Source organism: Brevibacterium sp. 50QC2O2, assembly GCF_024580675.1.
In the GTDB taxonomy this organism is placed as follows: Bacteria; Actinomycetota; Actinomycetes; order Actinomycetales; family Brevibacteriaceae; genus Brevibacterium; species Brevibacterium moorei.
The window spans coordinates 191743-207756 of record NZ_JANIJZ010000005.1; the positions used below are offsets into that span (position 1 = coordinate 191743).

The window sequence follows — 16014 nt, forward strand, 5'->3', positions numbered from 1 at the left end:
TTTCCACCGGCACAGCCCGCGGTCGCCGGGAGGACTAGGACGCTGTGCTCAGAACGCTGTGCTCAGAACGCGGGGACGAAGATCTCGACGCGGCGATTGAGCTGGCGGCCCGAGGGATTGTCCGAACCGTCCTTGTTCTCGTTGGCTGCGACCGGCTTGGTCTCGCCGAAGCCCTTGGAGCTCAGCTTCGTGGTGGTGCCCAGTTCCTTGAGCTTGTTCTCAACCGATGCCGCGCGGTCCTCGGACAGCTTCTGGTTGTAGTCGTCGTCGCCCTTGGCATCGGTGTGACCGTAGACCTCGGCTGCGGGTGCCTTGAGTTCGGAGAAGGCCTGATCGACCTTCTGTAGGGTGTCGGTCGCCGCGGGGCGCAGATCGGACTTGTCGAAGTCGAACAGGACCTCGTTCTCCAGGGTGATCGTGGTGCCGCAGGACTTGATCGGCTTGATCGCGGACATGGGCGGCAGGGAGCCGGCGGTCGGGGCCTTTGCCATGGGTTCGGCGTCGACGGTGGTGGTTGCGCCGGCGTCGCTGGTGATCAGGGCCTTGCCATCGCCGTGGTTGATGATCTCCAGGCCGTGGCCGTGGTAGGTCCCGTTGCCGTCGCCGTTGTTGACGATCTCGATGTCGTTCTTCTCATCGTGGAAGGTCCCCGAGCCGTCGCCGTTGAGGACGATCTTGTAGCCCGTGGTCGAATCATCGGAGGTTCCGGAGCCGCCGGTGTTGACCACGACGTTGAACTGCTTGTCGTTGTACGTCCCGGTGCCATCGCCATTGTTGACGATGTTCACCCCGTTCTTCTTGCCGGTGTAGGTGCCCGCACCATCGCCGTTGTTGATGATGGTGGCGTCCTTGTCATTGGTGACGCCCGAGCCGTCTCCGTTGTTGATCTTGGAGCCGTCCTTACCGGTCGATACGCCGGAGCCGTCTCCGTTCAGGATCGTGCCCGAGGAGGAGATGAGGCTGGTGCCATCGCACTTGGCCGGGGTGACCTTGATGCCGGGGATCGAGGTCAGGGTTTTGCCCGCTTCGATCGTGAAGGAGTCGTTGGAGGAGTTGAGCAGGGAGATGTCGGGGATGGCGATCTGCGGGATCGGCGGGATCTCACCCACGGCATAGCCGGGGACGGCCAGGGCGGAGTCCTCTGCATCTGCGGATTCGGCGGGGTTCTCGGCGGCGTTCTCCGCCGCCGCGGGGGACTGCGCGGCTTCCGCTGCCTCGCCGGCTTCGTTTTCCGTCGGAGCGGCCGACTGGGTTCCGCCACATGCGGTGAGGGAAAGGCCCAAGGACAGGGAGGTCAGAGCCAACGTTATGCGGGATTTCATGATGTGAAATGTAATGCATAAGGGTGCCCTGCATATGTGGGTGGACCGGATACTGAGACCGCGTAGAGGTGAAGGGCCGCGGCTTAGAAGGGTGGGAGGTCGGTTTCGTATTCGGTTTGGTGGTCGACTGGTGGGGTGGTGTGGCGCCAGGGGTCGGTGATGATTTGGGTCCGGGTGCGGTGGTGGGCCCAGGGGGTCCAGTCTTTGGGGCGCCAGGTTTTGGGTCTGGGCGTGGGGGATTCCGGATGGGCGATCCGGTAGAGGATGTCGAGTTCTTCCCAGCTGGTGAGTTTGCGTTCGGGGCGTGGTGGCAGGAGGCCGTCGCCGGCGAGGAGGTATTCGAGGTCGGCGATGGCGGGGAGGGCGTGTTCGGCGTCGGTGAGTTTGGGCAGGTTCTTTTCCAGGGGGTAGGGCGCAGTGGTGTCCTGGTCGATGGGTGGGGTGTGTTCGTCGATGATGTGGCGTGCTTGGGTGGCGTTGATCAGGTCCGGTGGTGGGTTGATGGTGTGGGTGTAGCCGGTGGGTGCGGTGGTGGAGGTCCATTCGTAGGTGATGGTGTTGTTCTTCCCGCCCGGCCGGCTGTCGCCTGTCCGGGTGTTGCTGCTGGTGGTGATGGTGATGTTGCGGTTGGTTTTGAGGAGGTGGTGTCCGCGGCATAGGGGGTGGAGGTTGGCTGCTGTGGTGGGTCCGCCTGCTGTGGGGTTTTCGTGGTTGAAGGGTTCGATGTGGTCGAGGTCGCAGGTTTGGGCTGGTCGGGTGCAGCCGGGGGCTGTGCACCAGGCCCATTTGTTTTGCAGGGTGGTGCGCAGGGCTGTGGGGATGGAGTAGGACTTGGCCTGTTCGTCGAGCACGGCCCCGGTTGCCGGGTCGGTGACCAGGCGGCGCAGTGAAGGTGCCAGCGAGGCCAGATGGCAGGCGATGTCGGCGGGGATGGGAGCCTTTCCTGCGAGCTGTCCGGGCAGCGTTCCATCACCGGAAACCGTGAGGAAGGGGATCGTGGTGGAGACCTGGGCTTGAGAGGCCAGCCAGGAGTCGTTGCGCGGGATGGTCACGGTGACGTGGCGGGTAGCGTCGGCCCGGTGAGTGGGGGCGGAGTCGCCGGAATCGTTCGTGGTGCGCGAATCCGGGGTGTCGCCTGCGGGTGTTTCCGAGGGTGTTGTCGTGGCAACTTCCGTCACCGTGATGTCCAGGCTGTGCGGAGTGTTGACGAGGATGTCGAACATGAGTTGGCCGAGGTTCCGGTCATCCGTGATGGTGTGGGAATCCGCTTCTTCGAGGAGGACGGGATCACCCGTGCGGATAAGCCGCGCGAAGGCCCTGAGACGTGCCTCCAGGGCGGTGAGGGTGTGGATGGGTCCGGTGAGTTCGAGGAGGCCGAGTCCATTGCCCAGGTCGGTGAGGTGAACACCGCGTTCTTCGAAGGCGTGTTCTGCGGAGTGTTCGGGGGTTTTGAGCAGTGTGATGGCGGCTGTGAGGGTGGCGCGGTAGTGGGTGGCGTCTGTGGTGGGTGCGAGCAGGGTGAGTGCTTGGTCGAGGTAGTCGTAGGAGCTGGCTTCGATGTCTTGGGCGCGGGTGGTGGTGTGGTCGTAGAGGTCGAAGGATAGATTCCCGGATTGCATGGCTGTGGTCAGCCGGGGGAGGAGGAATCGGCCTTTGAGGATGCGGGTGGCCAGCGCGCGGGTCTGTCCGCGGGTTTTCCCAAGGGTGGTGGCCAGTTCCATCCAGGTGGTGGCGGGTACGGCGGTGAGTAGGTCTTTGAGGGCTTCGATGATGGCCTGTGGGTTGCGGGCGTTCGGGGCATCATCAGAGTTACCGGCGTGTTCGATTTCCTTCACGGTGGTGCCGGTGGCGGTGAGGAGGTAGTCGATGATGGTGGACCAGCGTCCGGATTGGATGTGTTGGTAGTCGTCTTGTATCGCGCGGAGACTGGGGAGAGTAGACATTCCGAGTCTCCTTTCGCGCATGGGGTGAAGGTGGTGCTCATGGTTGTTTGGGTCCCACTGGATCGACGCTGACTGTGTGGTTCCTTCTGTGCCTATATTCTATTATTCAATTCCTCCTTTGACTAGTGTTTTTCGAAGAAAAGTACTGATATTTCTTTTATCCACAGGATGGTGACGCACGGTCGCATTCGTGCTAGTTTCTGTGGATTAAGTCTGTTTAAATGTGGATAACGTGCATTCCTGCTGCTTGCACAGGGTGCTTACCGTGGGGCTTTGTCCGACATATCGGACAATCGGCATCGCGGGCGAGCCGCCGTGTCAGTGCCGTAAGACACACTTGAAACATGAGAACCTTGGTGACCGATATCGGCGAGCTCGTGACCAACGACCCCGCCCGCCCCGGGATGCTGGGCACGGTGGCCGATGCGGCATTCCTGATAGACGACGGCCGGGTAGCTTGGGTGGGCTCCTCGGCCGATAGGAACCTCGGCGATCAATCCAACCCGGACCTCGGCCCCGCGGACCAGATCGTGTCAGCCCGCGGGGCGGCCGTCATCCCCGGCTTCGTCGACAGCCACAACCATCTGCTGTTCGCCGGCGAACGCTCCGCCGAGTTCGCCGCCAGGATGGCCGGCGAGTCCTACTCCGCGGGCGGGATCGCCACCACCGTTGCCGCGACCCGGGCGGCGAGCGACGCCGAGCTGGAGGCGAACCTGCGGGCCCTGCTGGCCCAGGCCCTGCATTCGGGCACGACGACGGTGGAGATCAAGTCCGGCTACGGGCTCACCGTCGCAGACGAACTGCGGGCACTGCGGATCGCCGCGCGCTACACCTCGGAGGCGACTCTGATGGCGGCCCATGTCCTGCCGCCGGAGTACCGGGATGATCCGGATGCCTATGTCGACCTGGTGATCGAGGAGATGATCCCCGCGGTTGCCGCGCAGGGTCTGGCCCGCTGGGTCGATGTGTTCTGCGAGGAGGGCGCTTTCACAGAAGCGCAGACGGAACGGATCGTGACGGCCGCCGGAGCGGCGGGCCTACTCGCGCGCATCCATGCCAATCAGCTCACTGCCGGTGGGGCGCTGCGCCTGGCCGCGCGGCTGCGATGTGCCAGTGCCGACCATGCGACCTTCGCCTCGGCCGAGGACCTGCGCGCTCTGGCCGCTGCCGGCACCGTGGCGACCCTGCTGCCGGCCATCGAGTTCTCCACTCGGCAGCCATACCCGGACGCGCGCCGGTATTACGCGGCCGGGGTGGACGTGGCGATCGCCAGCGACACCAATCCCGGTTCGGGGTTCTCCAACTCGATCCCGTTCTCCATTGCCCTGGCGGTGCGGGATATGCACTTCACCGTCGAGCAGGCCATCTACGCCGCCACGGCCGGTGGTGCCAAGGCCCTGCGGCGAACCGATGTGGGCGGTATCTTCCCCGGTCAGCGGGCAGATTTCAGTATTCTGGACGCGCCAGGCTACCGTTATCTGGCCTACCGGCCGGGGGTCGCTCAGATCGCCAGGGTCTATCGCGGCGGTGAGCAGGTGGCAGAGAATCCGGCGCCGTATTACTTCGACCGCACTGCCGACCGGCGCGACCGCATAGACCACGCACCGCAGAACCATGAGGAGACCCGATGACCGTTGAACTCGACCCACAGACCCTGACTTTCGCCCAGGTCATCGCCGTCGCCAGACACGATGAGCCCGTGACGCTGCCCGCGCATGTGCGCGAACAGGTCATCGCCGCGCGTCGGAGCGTTGAACGGCTGGCCACCTCGGAAAAGCCGGTCTACGGCGTGTCCACGGGATTCGGCGCGCTGGCCCAGCGGCACATTCCGGCGGAGTCCCGGGCACAGCTGCAGAAGTCGCTCATCCGTTCCCACGCCGCGGGGGTGGGTGAACCCGTGGAGCGCGAGGTCGTGCGCGCCCTCATGCTGCTGCGTGCGCGGACCCTGGCAACCGGCCGGACCGGGGTGAAGCCGGAGACCCTGGACGCCTATATCGCCCTGCTCAATGCCGGCATCACGCCGTGGGTCCACGAATTCGGCTCCCTGGGCTGCTCGGGCGATCTGGCGCCACTGTCCGCCTGTGCCCTGGTGGTGATGGGGGAGGGACTGGTCCACGACCCTGCAGTCGCCGCAGGCGCTGCACCCCGCGCGGTGGACGCCGCCGAGGTCCTGACAGCCGCCGGCATCACGCCGGTCGCGCTGGAGGAGAAAGAGGGACTGGCGCTGGTCAACGGCACCGACGGAATGCTGGGCCAGCTCATCATGGCTCTGTTCGACCTCGAGAAACTGCTGAGCACGGCCGATCTGTCCGCAGCCATGAGCGTGGAGTCCCAGTTGGGTACGGATACGGTGTTCCAGCCCGAACTGCACTATCCGCTGCGCCCCTTCGACGGGCAGGCACTGTCGGCTGCGAATATGGCGACGGCACTGCGGGGCTCGGCGATCGTGGCCGGGCACAAGGACTCGACCCATCTGGTGCAGGATGCCTACTCCCTGCGCTGCACCCCGCAGGTCACCGGTGCGGCCCGCGACGCCCTGGCCTATGCGGCGAACGTGGCTGCCCGTGAACTGCGGGCGGCTATCGACAATCCGGTGGTGTTGGACAGCGGAATGGTGTCGAGCAACGGCAACTTCCACGGCGCCCCGCTGGCGCACGCCATGGACTTCCTGGCGATCGTCGTGGCGGATGCGGCCTCGATCGCGGAACGTCGCACTGACCGGGCGATGGATCCCGCCCGCAATCAGGGGCTGCACGCCTTCCTGGCCGATGATCCCGGAGTGGACTCCGGTCTGATGATCGCGCACTACACGCAGGCGGCACTGGTATCGGAGACCAAGCGCCTGGCGGCACCTGCCAGCGTGGACTCGATTCCCTCGTCGGCGATGCAGGAGGACCACGTGTCCATGGGCTGGCACGCCGCCCGGAAGCTGCGCAAGGCCGTCGATAATCTGACCTCCGTGTTGGGGATCGAGCTCTACGCCGCAGCGCGGGCGACCGAGTTGCGCGATGCCGCGCCCGCGCCGGTGACCGGGGCGGTTATTGCGGGGCTGCGCGAACTGGTCCCCGGCTGCGGGCCGGACCGGTTCATGAGTCCGGAGTTGGCCGCGACGATCGAGTATGTGCGTTCCGGGAGCGCGCTGACCGCGGCCGAGGCGGCTACCGGCCCGGCGCGGGCCGGCGTGTCTGCAGACGGTGCGGGGGAGCAGTTCGGCGTGGCCGGCGGAAGTACAGCCGGTGGGCTGGGACACACCCTGACCGATACAGACGGAACGGTGCTCAGCGGCGTGGGGGCGCACACGGTATGAAGCTGTGGTTCGAACGGGCCTACCTCGCCGGCGCGGCGGGAGCGACCGTCGGTCGGGAGGACGGCGGTCTTTCCGGCGTCGCGGTGACGGTCGGCGCAGACGGCCGTGTCGCCTCGGTCGCGGTGGATGTCGCCGAACCGAGTGATCCTGCGGTGCGGTGTTATGCCGGCCTGGCCCTGCCGGGAGCGCAGAATGCGCATTCGCATGCCTTCCACCGCCTGCTGCGCGGGCGCACGCACGGTGACGGCGGCTCGTTCTGGACCTGGCGGGACGTGATGTACCGGGCGGCCGCACAGCTGACGCCAGAGAACTACTTCGACCTGGCGTGCGCTGTGTTCGCCGAGATGGTGGCGGCGGGCTACACCGCGGTGGGCGAATTCCACTATGTGCACCACCGGCCCAATGGAACCCCCTACCCGGATCACGATATGGAGCTGGCCCTGGCGCGGGCCGCAGCCGCCGTCGGGATCCGGCTGACCCTGTTGGATACCTGCTATCTGGCAGGCGGGATCGCCCCGGACGGAACGTATCTACCGCTGGGTGGTGAGCAGGCCAGGTTCTCCGATGGCTCGATCGAGGGATTCCTGGACCGGCACTCCCGACTGGCGCTCGCCCTGGACTCCCTGGCCAGGTCCCAGCCGGCGGTTGGCCAACTGGTCACTCTGGGCGCCGCTATCCATTCGGTGCGGGCCGTTCCACGTGAAACGCTGCCCGCATTCAGGGAGCTGCCCGGTCCGCTGCACGTGCACCTGTCCGAACAGCCTGCGGAGAACGAGGCATGCCAAAGTGCCCACGGCATGAGCCCCACCGAACTGCTGGCCGAGGCCGGTCTGCTGTCCCCGCGTCTGTCCGCCGTGCACGCCACACATCTGAGCGCCCACGACATTGAACTGCTGTCCGGCGCCGGGGTGCACATCGTCATGTGCCCCACCACGGAGGCGGACCTGGCCGATGGCATCGGACCCGCCCACGCCCTGGCTCATGCCGGCGCTGTAGTGGCTCTGGGCTCGGACCAGCATGTGGTGCTGGATCCGCTGTTGGAGGCCCGCGGCTTGGAGGCCGGGGAGCGCCTGGCCTCGGGGCAGCGCGGTTGCTTCTCACCCGAAGAACTCGTGGCCGCGCTGAGCGAGGGCGGTGCCGGGTCCCTGCGGCCGGGCGCCGTTGCCGATGACGCGCTGGTGGACGCGACCCCTGGCGTCGTAGCCACGACCTCGGGCCTTGTACCCGGTGGGTCGGGGTTCGCGCCCGGTGCGCTTGCGGACTATTTAGTGCTCGATACCGGGTCGGTGCGGACAATCGGCTCACTGGGCGTGCAGGCCGTGCTGGCTGCGACCTCGGCCGATGTGAGGCATGTGTTGGTGGGCGGCCGGGAAGTGGCCAGGGACGGCGAGCACATCGGGCTGGGCTCGGTCGCCGAGCTGTATCGCGAGGCGCTCGCGCACTTCGAGCTGTAAGCGGAAGCAGATCATTGGGTCGTTTGTCTCAGATGTGGCTGTTTGGGCGCGTCAGAGTGCTTGCGTGTAACGGGCGTGAAAAGGCGGGCGCATAGAGTGGCGCCATGACCTCGGACTCGCCGGCGCTGCGCCGTGCCATTGCGATCCTGCGCCACCTGGCCTCCGGCAACCGGCCGATCAGCGCAGGCGCGCTGAGTCGCAGCCTCGACATCCCGCGCTCCTCGACCTATGAACTGTTGGCCGTGCTGGACGAACAGGGGCTCGTCGCCAAGGCCGAAACGGGCTACATGCTGGGCGCGGGCGTCGCGGAATTGGGCAGTGCGTACTCGCGGGCGAACCCCCTGCAACGACTGGCCCAGCCGATGCTGGTGAAACTGGCGGAGGCGACCTCCGGGACCGCGCAGCTGGCCGTGTTGCGCGGCTGGGAGACGATCTACATCGCCAAGGAACAGGCGGTCAGTTCCGTCGCGATCATCACCGCGACCGGGGTGCGGATGCCGGCCTACCTGACGGCCACGGGCCGGGCCATGATGGCCGGGCTGTCCAGGCGCGAGGTCCTGGCCCTGTTGTCGGGCGAATCCTCCTTCGTCAACCGCACGGGTGTGGGCCCGCGCAATGTCCGCGAGCTCAATGCAGAGCTGGCGGCATCGCGGACCCGCGGGTTCGCCCTGGAACGCGGGGAGATCACGCCGGGGGTGGTGACGGTGGCGGCCGCGGTGCTCGACGCCGTGGACCGTCCGGTGGCCGCAGTGGGCCTGAGTGTGCAGGAACGGGACGTGCAGGACCTCGGCGCCGGGCAGGGGCGAGATGTGCGGAAACCGGGCGGCGGCCTCGGCCCGGGAGCGGCGGAGGAGGCTCTGGAATCCCTGGGCACGCGGGTACAGGATGTGGCCCGCCGGCTCAGCCGCCGGCTGCGCTAGGGGATGGGCTCACATCTGTAGGCCTACATGTGTGGGTAGGCTTCCGGAAAGAACCCCACGCCCCGGGAATCGTCCGCACACCCCGCTCCTGTCCGAAATACCGGACGCAATATGGTCCAGGGCACCTGCCTGCCATCAACCGAGCGGGCACGATGGAGGGCAGGAGAAGAAGCCGCCGCCACCTCGGCGCACAGCGGCCCCAACGCGAAGGAGCCCGCCATGGCCCAGCCCGACCCGAAGACCTATACCCGCCACGATCCCAGCCGCACCGTGCGTGCGCCGCGCGGCACGCAGATCACCGCCAAGTCCTGGCAGACCGAAGCGCCCAAGCGCATGCTGATGAACAACCTCGACCCCGAGGTCGCCGAACGTCCCGAGGACCTGGTCGTCTACGGCGGCACCGGGCGGGCGGCCCGATCCTGGGAGGCCTTCGACGCGATCGTGCGCACCCTCGACGATCTGGAGGATGACGAGACCCTGCTCGTGCAGTCCGGCAAACCCGTGGGTGTGCTCAGGACGCACGAGTGGGCGCCGCGCGTGCTCATCGCCAACTCGAACCTGGTGGGCGACTGGGCGAACTGGGAACACTTCCGCGAGCTGGAGGCAGAGGGCCTCATGATGTACGGCCAGATGACCGCCGGGTCCTGGATCTACATCGCCACGCAGGGCATCCTGCAGGGCACCTTCGAAACCTTCGCCGAGGTCGCCCGCAAGCGCTTCGACGGCACCCTGGCCGGCACCCTGACCGTGACCGCCGGCTGTGGCGGAATGGGCGGGGCACAGCCGCTGGCCGTGACCCTCAACGGCGGTGCGGTGCTCATCGTCGACGTCGACAAGACGCGCCTGGACCGGCGTGCCGACAAGCGCTACCTGGACGAGGTCTGCACGGACCTCGACGATGCGCTGGCACGCGTGCTGACGGCCAAGGCCGAGAAGCGCGCACTGTCCGTCGGCCTGGTCGGCAACGCCGCCGAGGTCCTGCCCGAACTGCTCGAACGCGGCGTGGCCGTCGACATCGTGACCGACCAGACCAGCGCCCACGACCCACTGTCCTACCTGCCGCTGGGCGTGTCGCTGGAGGACTGGGCGGCCGAAGCCGAAGAGGACGCGGAGAAATTCACCCTGCGCTCGCAGGAGTCCATGGCCAAGCACGTGGCCGCGATGGTGGGCTTCATGGACCGTGGAGCCGAGGTCTTCGACTACGGCAATTCGATCCGCGACGAAGCGCGCAAGGCCGGCTTCGACCGCGCTTTCGCCTTCCCCGGCTTCGTTCCCGCCTATATCCGCCCGCTGTTCTGCGAGGGCAACGGGCCGTTCCGCTGGGTCGCGCTGTCCGGTGATCCGGCGGATATCAAGGTCACCGACGACGCCCTGCGCGAGCTGTTCCCCGAACACGAACACCTGCACCGCTGGTTGGACGCGGCCGAGGAGTACGTCGAGTTCGAGGGCCTGCCCGCCCGCATCTGCTGGCTGGGCTACCGCGAGCGTGCCAAGGCCGCGGTGAAGTTCAACGAGCTGGTGGCTGAGGGCAAAGTGAGTGCCCCCATCGTGATCGGCCGCGACCACCTGGACTCCGGTTCGGTGGCCAGCCCCTACCGGGAGACCGAGGGGATGGCCGATGGCACCGATGCGGTGGCCGACTGGCCGCTGCTCAACGCGCTGGTGAACACGTCCTCGGGAGCGACCTGGGTGTCGATCCACCACGGTGGCGGCGTGGGCATGGGCCGGTCGGTCCACGCCGGCCAGGTGTCCGTGGCCGACGGTACCGAGCTGGCGGCCAAGAAGTTGGAGCGCCTGCTGACGAACGATCCGGGCATGGGCGTGCTGCGCCATGTGGACGCGGGCTACGAACGAGCCGAGGAAGTCGCGGCCGAACGCCAGATCCGCGTACCGATGGACCCGGACCTGGACAAGCGCTCGACCCTGGATTGAGAGGGTCTCCTGGGGCCAGGACCCCTATGGCACCCTGGTCACAGGACGAATGAGGAGCTGGGATTATGCGCATCGCGGTGATCGGCGCCGGCATCGGCGGTTTGGTGGCGGCGGCCGGCTTGCAGCGTCAGGGCCACGAGGTCCACGTCTTCGAACGCCGGGCCGAACCCGGCGCTGTGGGTGCGGGCATCACGTTGGGTGGCAATGCCTTCGCAGCCCTCGACGACATCGGGTTGGGCGATGTGGTCAGAGGAGTTAGCGGATCGGCACTGGGCAGTATGCGCTCGGGCCAGCGACAACCGTCGGGCCGCTGGCTGGTCTCCCTGCCCCCGTCCGAGACCTCACCCATGCGCAGTATGCACCGGGTCGAACTGCACCACGCGCTGCTGGCCGAACTGGCCGCCGGCAGCGTCCACGCGGGCAGTCGCGCGCAGGTGGCGCCGGACGGCGAACCCGAAATCGAAGTGACCGTTGGTGTGGAGAGTCCAGAATGCCCGGGCAACCCGGCAGCAGACACCACGCGCCGGGAGCGTTTCGACCTGGTGATCGCCGCCGACGGACTGCGCAGTGCGGCCCGGAGTGCCTGGGGACTGGATCCCGGAGTGCGCTTCGCCGGATACACGGCCTGGCGCGGGGTCACGGAATCCGCCCGGCACCTGGCCGACGAGGTCGGGGAGACCTGGGGCCGCGGCGCCCGGTTCGGAATCGTCCGGCTGCCCGACGACCGGGTCTACTGGTTCGCCGCACTCTCGACTCCCGCCGGCGCGGTGTTCGCCGATGACCGCGCGGCCGCCCGCGACATCTTCGGCGGCTGGCACGAGCCGATCGCCGAGCTGATCGAGGCGACCCCGCGCGCCGCGATCCTGCGCCACGACATCTACGACCTGGCGCGGTTCCCTCATTCCTTCGCCATACGCCGCGGCGTGCTGCTGGGCGATGCCGCGCACGCCATGACCCCGGACCTAGGACAGGGCGCCGGCCAGGCGATCGAGGACGCCGCGACCCTGGTGCTCCTGCTGAGCGAGTCCTCGGCCGGGGCTGTGGAGGGTACGGACCTGGACGCCGTGGTGCAGCGGTACTCGCGGCTGCGCCGGGCCCGGACCCGGCCACTGTGGCGCGGTTCGCGCGCCATGGGCCGGATCGCCCAAGCCCGCGGGTCAATCGTCTCCCGGGTGCGCGACGCCGCACTGCGCAGCATCCCCGGTCCGCTCGTGGCCCGTGCTGCCGCGACCGTCGGAACCCCCGGCTGGCCCCGGCCCTGAGGGGCAGACCGTTTGTGTGGGCCACGATCTAAGCTCCCTTGCTTGTGAAAGTGTTTCGTCGCTTTGACAAGCCAGGATCGCTTTAGTGGCGTGGCAATGAGTGTCATCAGGCTGATGGAATCTCCCATTGACAATGTGTGAGATCGGTATCACACTTGAGTGGACTGATAACGATCTCACACTAGAGCAATAGAACAAACCGGGGGACTCATGGCAAAGACGGTTCAAGGTCGAGGCGTAGTCGGCATGCAAGAGACAGTCGTTGATGACGTGGCAGAGGTGGCCAGTGGTGAGACTTTGGCGACGGTCAGGACTTTCGTGGCACAGGCGGTGCGCCCCACCACGAAAGTCATCTACCTGCTGGGGTGCGGTGGTTCGCACTACATGTTCGGCGTTTTGAAGTATCTGTTGGCAGCCTCCCCTATTCCCGCGGTCGATCTGAATTCCGCGGAGTTCACCGCAACTCCGCCCGCGGCGCTGGGAGCGGATTCCATCGTCATCGCCTCGTCCACCCACGGGACGACTATGGAGACGGCAGAGGCGATCACGGTAGCCAGGAAGGCAGGTGCTCCCGTCTTGTTGGTATCGCAGACCAGGGACAATCCCTGTGGGGAAGCCGCGGAGTACATCGTCAACCATAATGGCGTCGAGGCCAAGCAAGTACTGCTGACAGTGTTGGCTCACGAACTTTTGATGGCGCAGGATGCGGTGCCAGACGGCGTTCCATCCGCACAGGATCTGGTGGGGATCGGCGAAGTGTTCCCCGAATCGAACCGAGTGTGGGATGAAAAGCTCAACGATGTCGCTGCAGCGATCGCACAGGCGCCAGTCACATTCATTGCGGGCTCCGGTCCTAACGACGGTGCTGCCGATACCCTCGCCGCCTGCTACCTGATGGAGATGCAGAACCTGGTCGCCGTCGCATCGGGCGCTAACGACTTCCTGCACGGAACCCATGAGATGGTGGCAGAACCGACAAACATCATTGTATTCCTCGGTGAGGACGGTTCCCGGAGCGTCGCCCAGCGGACGGCGGATTTCGGGAACCGGTTCAGTGATAACTGCCATGTGCTTGACACCGAAGTGCTGCCGATGACCGGGGTGGATCCGAAATACCGTGGCACTGTGTCGGCGATCCTCTTCGCTAGCTCGATTATCGCTCTGCTGGCCAAGCACGTTGAGGCGAAGACCAATGAGCCGTTGATTAGCCGAAAGTACATGTGGAAGGTCGAGTACTGATGCCAATCGCGGTCGTCGGGGACAACATCGTGGATGTGCTCTCCGGTGTTGGTACGGATACCCTCGCATCGGTGGGCGGAAACTGCCTGAACGTGGCAGTCAACCTGCATCGGCTGGGTGCCCGGGTCGAGTACTTCGGCAGTGTCGGTGACGATCCGGCAGGCGTCGCGTTGATCGCACAACTGGATGCCGAAGGTCTGGACACCGACAGAATGGTCAGGATATCGGGGACGGCCACAGGCTTCGCGACTATCTACCACGTGGAGGGGGACCGGCGTTTCGGAGCCTTCGACCGCGGGGCGAGTGAGGCCCCGCTGGCACCCGAGCAATGGTCCGCTCTGTCTGGAGCACGGCTCATCCATACGAGCTATTCCTCCGCGTTGGAACCTCAGGCCGAACAACTGGCATCCATCGCTCCGGTGTCATTCGACTTCGATGAACACTTCGACGACGCTTATGTCGATTCGCTGATCCCTTTCGTCAGCCATGCCTTCTTTTCGGCCGCAGCTAGGGAAGATGACGAGATCCGCGCCTATGCGAGGCGTCTGTTGCAGATAGGGGTACAGACGGTCACGGTAACCCGCGCCGAACGTAGTGCCATGCACTTTTGCGCCGCAGGCGAGTGGCACCAGCCCAGCCTGCCCATTGAAACCGTTGACACCCTGGGAGCTGGAGATGCATTCATCGCGGGAATGATCGCCGGCATAGTCAGCGGCGCTGACCCCCAGAGTACTTTGATCCGAGCGGCCGAGATCGCTGCCCGGACCTGTTTGGAACCGGGGTCGGTCGGCCTCTTCATCGATCCTGACCTGATCGGGGAGACAGAAAATCTCACAAGGGACCACGAATCTCACATTGAATAGGGAAGTGATTGATATGAATCGTCTGATCGCATTCGTCGCCATTGCCTGCGTCGGTCTGCTGACAGCCTGTGGTGGAGGAGACGCCGGGGGCTCGGAGCAAGGGGGCTCCGGCAGCGCGCCCGCAACCGTCGCCAAAGACGACGCGGTTGCAGGCAAAGTCCCCGAGAAGTTCAAAGGCGGAGTCAATGTCGCGGTGTATAGCGACTGGGCTCCAGAGGAATATGTGGAGAACGGGGAATTCAAGGGCTGGTCGGTGGAACTGGCCAAAATCTGGTCTCAGAAGATGGGTACGGCTTTCAAACTCAACGCCAGCGGTTTCGACTCCATCGTCCCCGGTATGGAGAACGGGCGCTATGATATGGCGGTCGCCAGTCTAGGCGTGACGGATGAACGCATCAAGACGCTCGACTTCGTCCCCATGCAGAAGGAGGGCACCTCATTTGCCTGGGCGAAGACGAAGCCGGACAACAAGGTGACCAAGGTTGAAGAGGCTTGCGGGAAATCGGTCGCAGTGCTGACCGGCGCCTGGGAATATGACTACCTCACGAAGAATATGAAGAAGCTGTGTGCATCGTCTCCGATGGACATTCAACAGTTCAAAGATCAGCCATCTGCCGAGCTGGCGGTCACCTCCGGTCGTGTCGACCTGGTTGCTGCAGGCTCCGGCAAGTTGGGTTACGCTGCTCAGCAGTCCGGTAGCCTGGACGTGGGCGACTTCATCGTCAATGCCGTGTACAACGGTGTGGGCGTGCCCAAGGGCAGCGAACTGGGTCCGGTACTACGCGCCGCCATGCAATCTGCGATCGACGACGGCAGCTATGAGAAGTTGCGCCGGTCCTACGGAGCCTCGGAAGCAGGCGACTTGAAGAAGGCCGTCCTGTTGACGGAAGACCAGCCGAACGGGTGAGGTGCCATGTCGTCTACAACATCGTCTCGCGACCGCAACCCACAGACCCCGGCCCCGGGCCACCATCGTTTGGCCGATGACCAGACTCACGTCCATCACCTGAAACATCCCTGGTGGTGGGTCGGCGGAGTCGTAGTCATCGCCCTAATCGCAGCGTTCATCCACCTGTTGGTGACGAACCGGAACCTGAAGTGGAACGTCGTCGGCGAATACCTCTTCAACGGGGAAATCCTGCACGGTCTTTGGGTGACCATCGAACTCACCGTACTCGCGATGATCATCGGCCTGGCGTTGGGAATCGTCCTGGCTATTATGCGACTGAGCCGCAACCCGCTGTTTTCCTCGGTCGCCTGGATCTGGATTTGGTTCTTCCGGGGCGTCCCGCCTCTGGTGCAGATGATCTTCTGGTTCAACCTGGCGACATTGATTCCCGTACTCAAACTGGGCATTCCATATACCGGGATCACCTGGGCGCAATGGGATATGAATCAGGTGATGACGTCGTTCGCTGCGGCTATTCTAGGCCTGGCTTTCACTGAAAGTGCCTATGCTGCTGAGATGATTCGTGCTGGCATAATGGCGGTGCCACATGGCCAGGTGGAAGCCGCCTCTGCATTGGGCATCAGGTCGTCGAAGATCATGCGGACGATCATCCTTCCGCAGGCCTTGCGGATCGTTATCCCGCCGATCGGCAATGATCTGATCTCCATGCTCAAGTTCACCTCTTTGGTTAGTGTCCTAGCCTCGATTTTTCACGGGTTGGGGTTTGTGCTTGATCGCGGCGTCGTTGTCTCATGTTGTAGGTGATTGTACTGTTCGGGTGTGATGTGCCTGCGCGTGTCGCCGCGGTGGTCGGGCCGTTCCA

12 protein-coding genes are annotated in these 16014 nt (G+C 65.3%); 10 read left to right on the forward strand and 2 right to left on the reverse strand.

Features of this window, described 5'->3' with window-relative positions:
* Positions 1 to 62 precede the first annotated feature (62 nt).
* Positions 63 to 1322, reverse strand: coding sequence for an OmpA family protein (locus NQ038_RS06325; RefSeq protein WP_257062146.1), 1260 nt, complete (start codon positions 1320 to 1322; stop codon positions 63 to 65).
* Positions 1323 to 1405: 83 nt separating this feature from the next.
* Positions 1406 to 3265: an HNH endonuclease signature motif containing protein gene (locus NQ038_RS06330; protein ID WP_257062147.1), complete on the reverse strand. Its 1860-nt coding sequence runs from the start codon at positions 3263 to 3265 to the stop codon at positions 1406 to 1408.
* A gap of 344 nt (positions 3266 to 3609) precedes the next feature.
* Here NQ038_RS06330 and hutI point away from each other — a divergent pair, with 344 nt between their 5' ends.
* The 10 genes from hutI to NQ038_RS06380 all read left to right on the forward strand — a co-directional run bounded on the left by hutI (position 3610) and on the right by NQ038_RS06380 (position 15956).
* Complete coding sequence (gene hutI, locus NQ038_RS06335) at positions 3610 to 4896, forward strand: imidazolonepropionase (protein WP_257056923.1); 1287 nt, start codon at positions 3610 to 3612, stop codon at positions 4894 to 4896.
* Positions 4893 to 6572 (forward strand): histidine ammonia-lyase, encoded by a 1680-nt coding sequence (hutH, locus tag NQ038_RS06340; protein WP_257056921.1) that lies wholly within the window; start codon positions 4893 to 4895, stop codon positions 6570 to 6572. The genes hutI and hutH overlap by 4 nt, the downstream gene beginning before the upstream one ends.
* Positions 6569 to 8026 carry a formimidoylglutamate deiminase gene (locus tag NQ038_RS06345; RefSeq protein ID WP_257056920.1) on the forward strand — a complete coding sequence of 486 codons (1458 nt, stop codon included), beginning with the start codon at positions 6569 to 6571 and terminating at the stop codon, positions 8024 to 8026. Before hutH ends, NQ038_RS06345 begins: the two co-directional genes overlap by 4 nt.
* Before the next feature lie 104 nt (positions 8027 to 8130).
* On the forward strand, positions 8131 to 8946 hold the full coding sequence (locus NQ038_RS06350; protein ID WP_257056919.1) for an IclR family transcriptional regulator: 816 nt from the start codon (positions 8131 to 8133) through the stop codon (positions 8944 to 8946).
* 219 nt (positions 8947 to 9165) lie between these two features.
* Entirely contained in the window at positions 9166 to 10878 is a 1713-nt protein-coding gene (gene hutU, locus NQ038_RS06355; protein WP_257048973.1) for a urocanate hydratase, read from the forward strand.
* A 65-nt stretch (positions 10879 to 10943) separates the two neighbouring features.
* The gene (locus NQ038_RS06360; protein WP_257056918.1) at positions 10944 to 12140 is read left to right on the forward strand and encodes an FAD-dependent monooxygenase; all 1197 of its coding nucleotides are present in this window, start codon (positions 10944 to 10946) and stop codon (positions 12138 to 12140) included.
* 246 nt (positions 12141 to 12386) lie between these two features.
* Positions 12387 to 13379 carry an SIS domain-containing protein gene (locus NQ038_RS06365; protein WP_257056917.1) on the forward strand — a complete coding sequence of 331 codons (993 nt, stop codon included), beginning with the start codon at positions 12387 to 12389 and terminating at the stop codon, positions 13377 to 13379.
* A complete protein-coding gene (locus tag NQ038_RS06370) occupies positions 13379 to 14242 on the forward strand; it encodes a PfkB family carbohydrate kinase (RefSeq protein ID WP_257056915.1) in 864 nt (287 codons plus the stop codon). Before NQ038_RS06365 ends, NQ038_RS06370 begins: the two co-directional genes overlap by 1 nt.
* 13 nt (positions 14243 to 14255) lie before the next feature.
* Positions 14256 to 15149, forward strand: a complete 894-nt coding sequence (locus tag NQ038_RS06375) for a transporter substrate-binding domain-containing protein (RefSeq protein ID WP_257057091.1) — start codon at positions 14256 to 14258, stop codon at positions 15147 to 15149.
* A 6-nt stretch (positions 15150 to 15155) separates the two neighbouring features.
* Positions 15156 to 15956: an amino acid ABC transporter permease gene (locus NQ038_RS06380; RefSeq protein ID WP_257056913.1), complete on the forward strand. Its 801-nt coding sequence runs from the start codon at positions 15156 to 15158 to the stop codon at positions 15954 to 15956.
* Positions 15957 to 16014 lie beyond the last annotated feature (58 nt).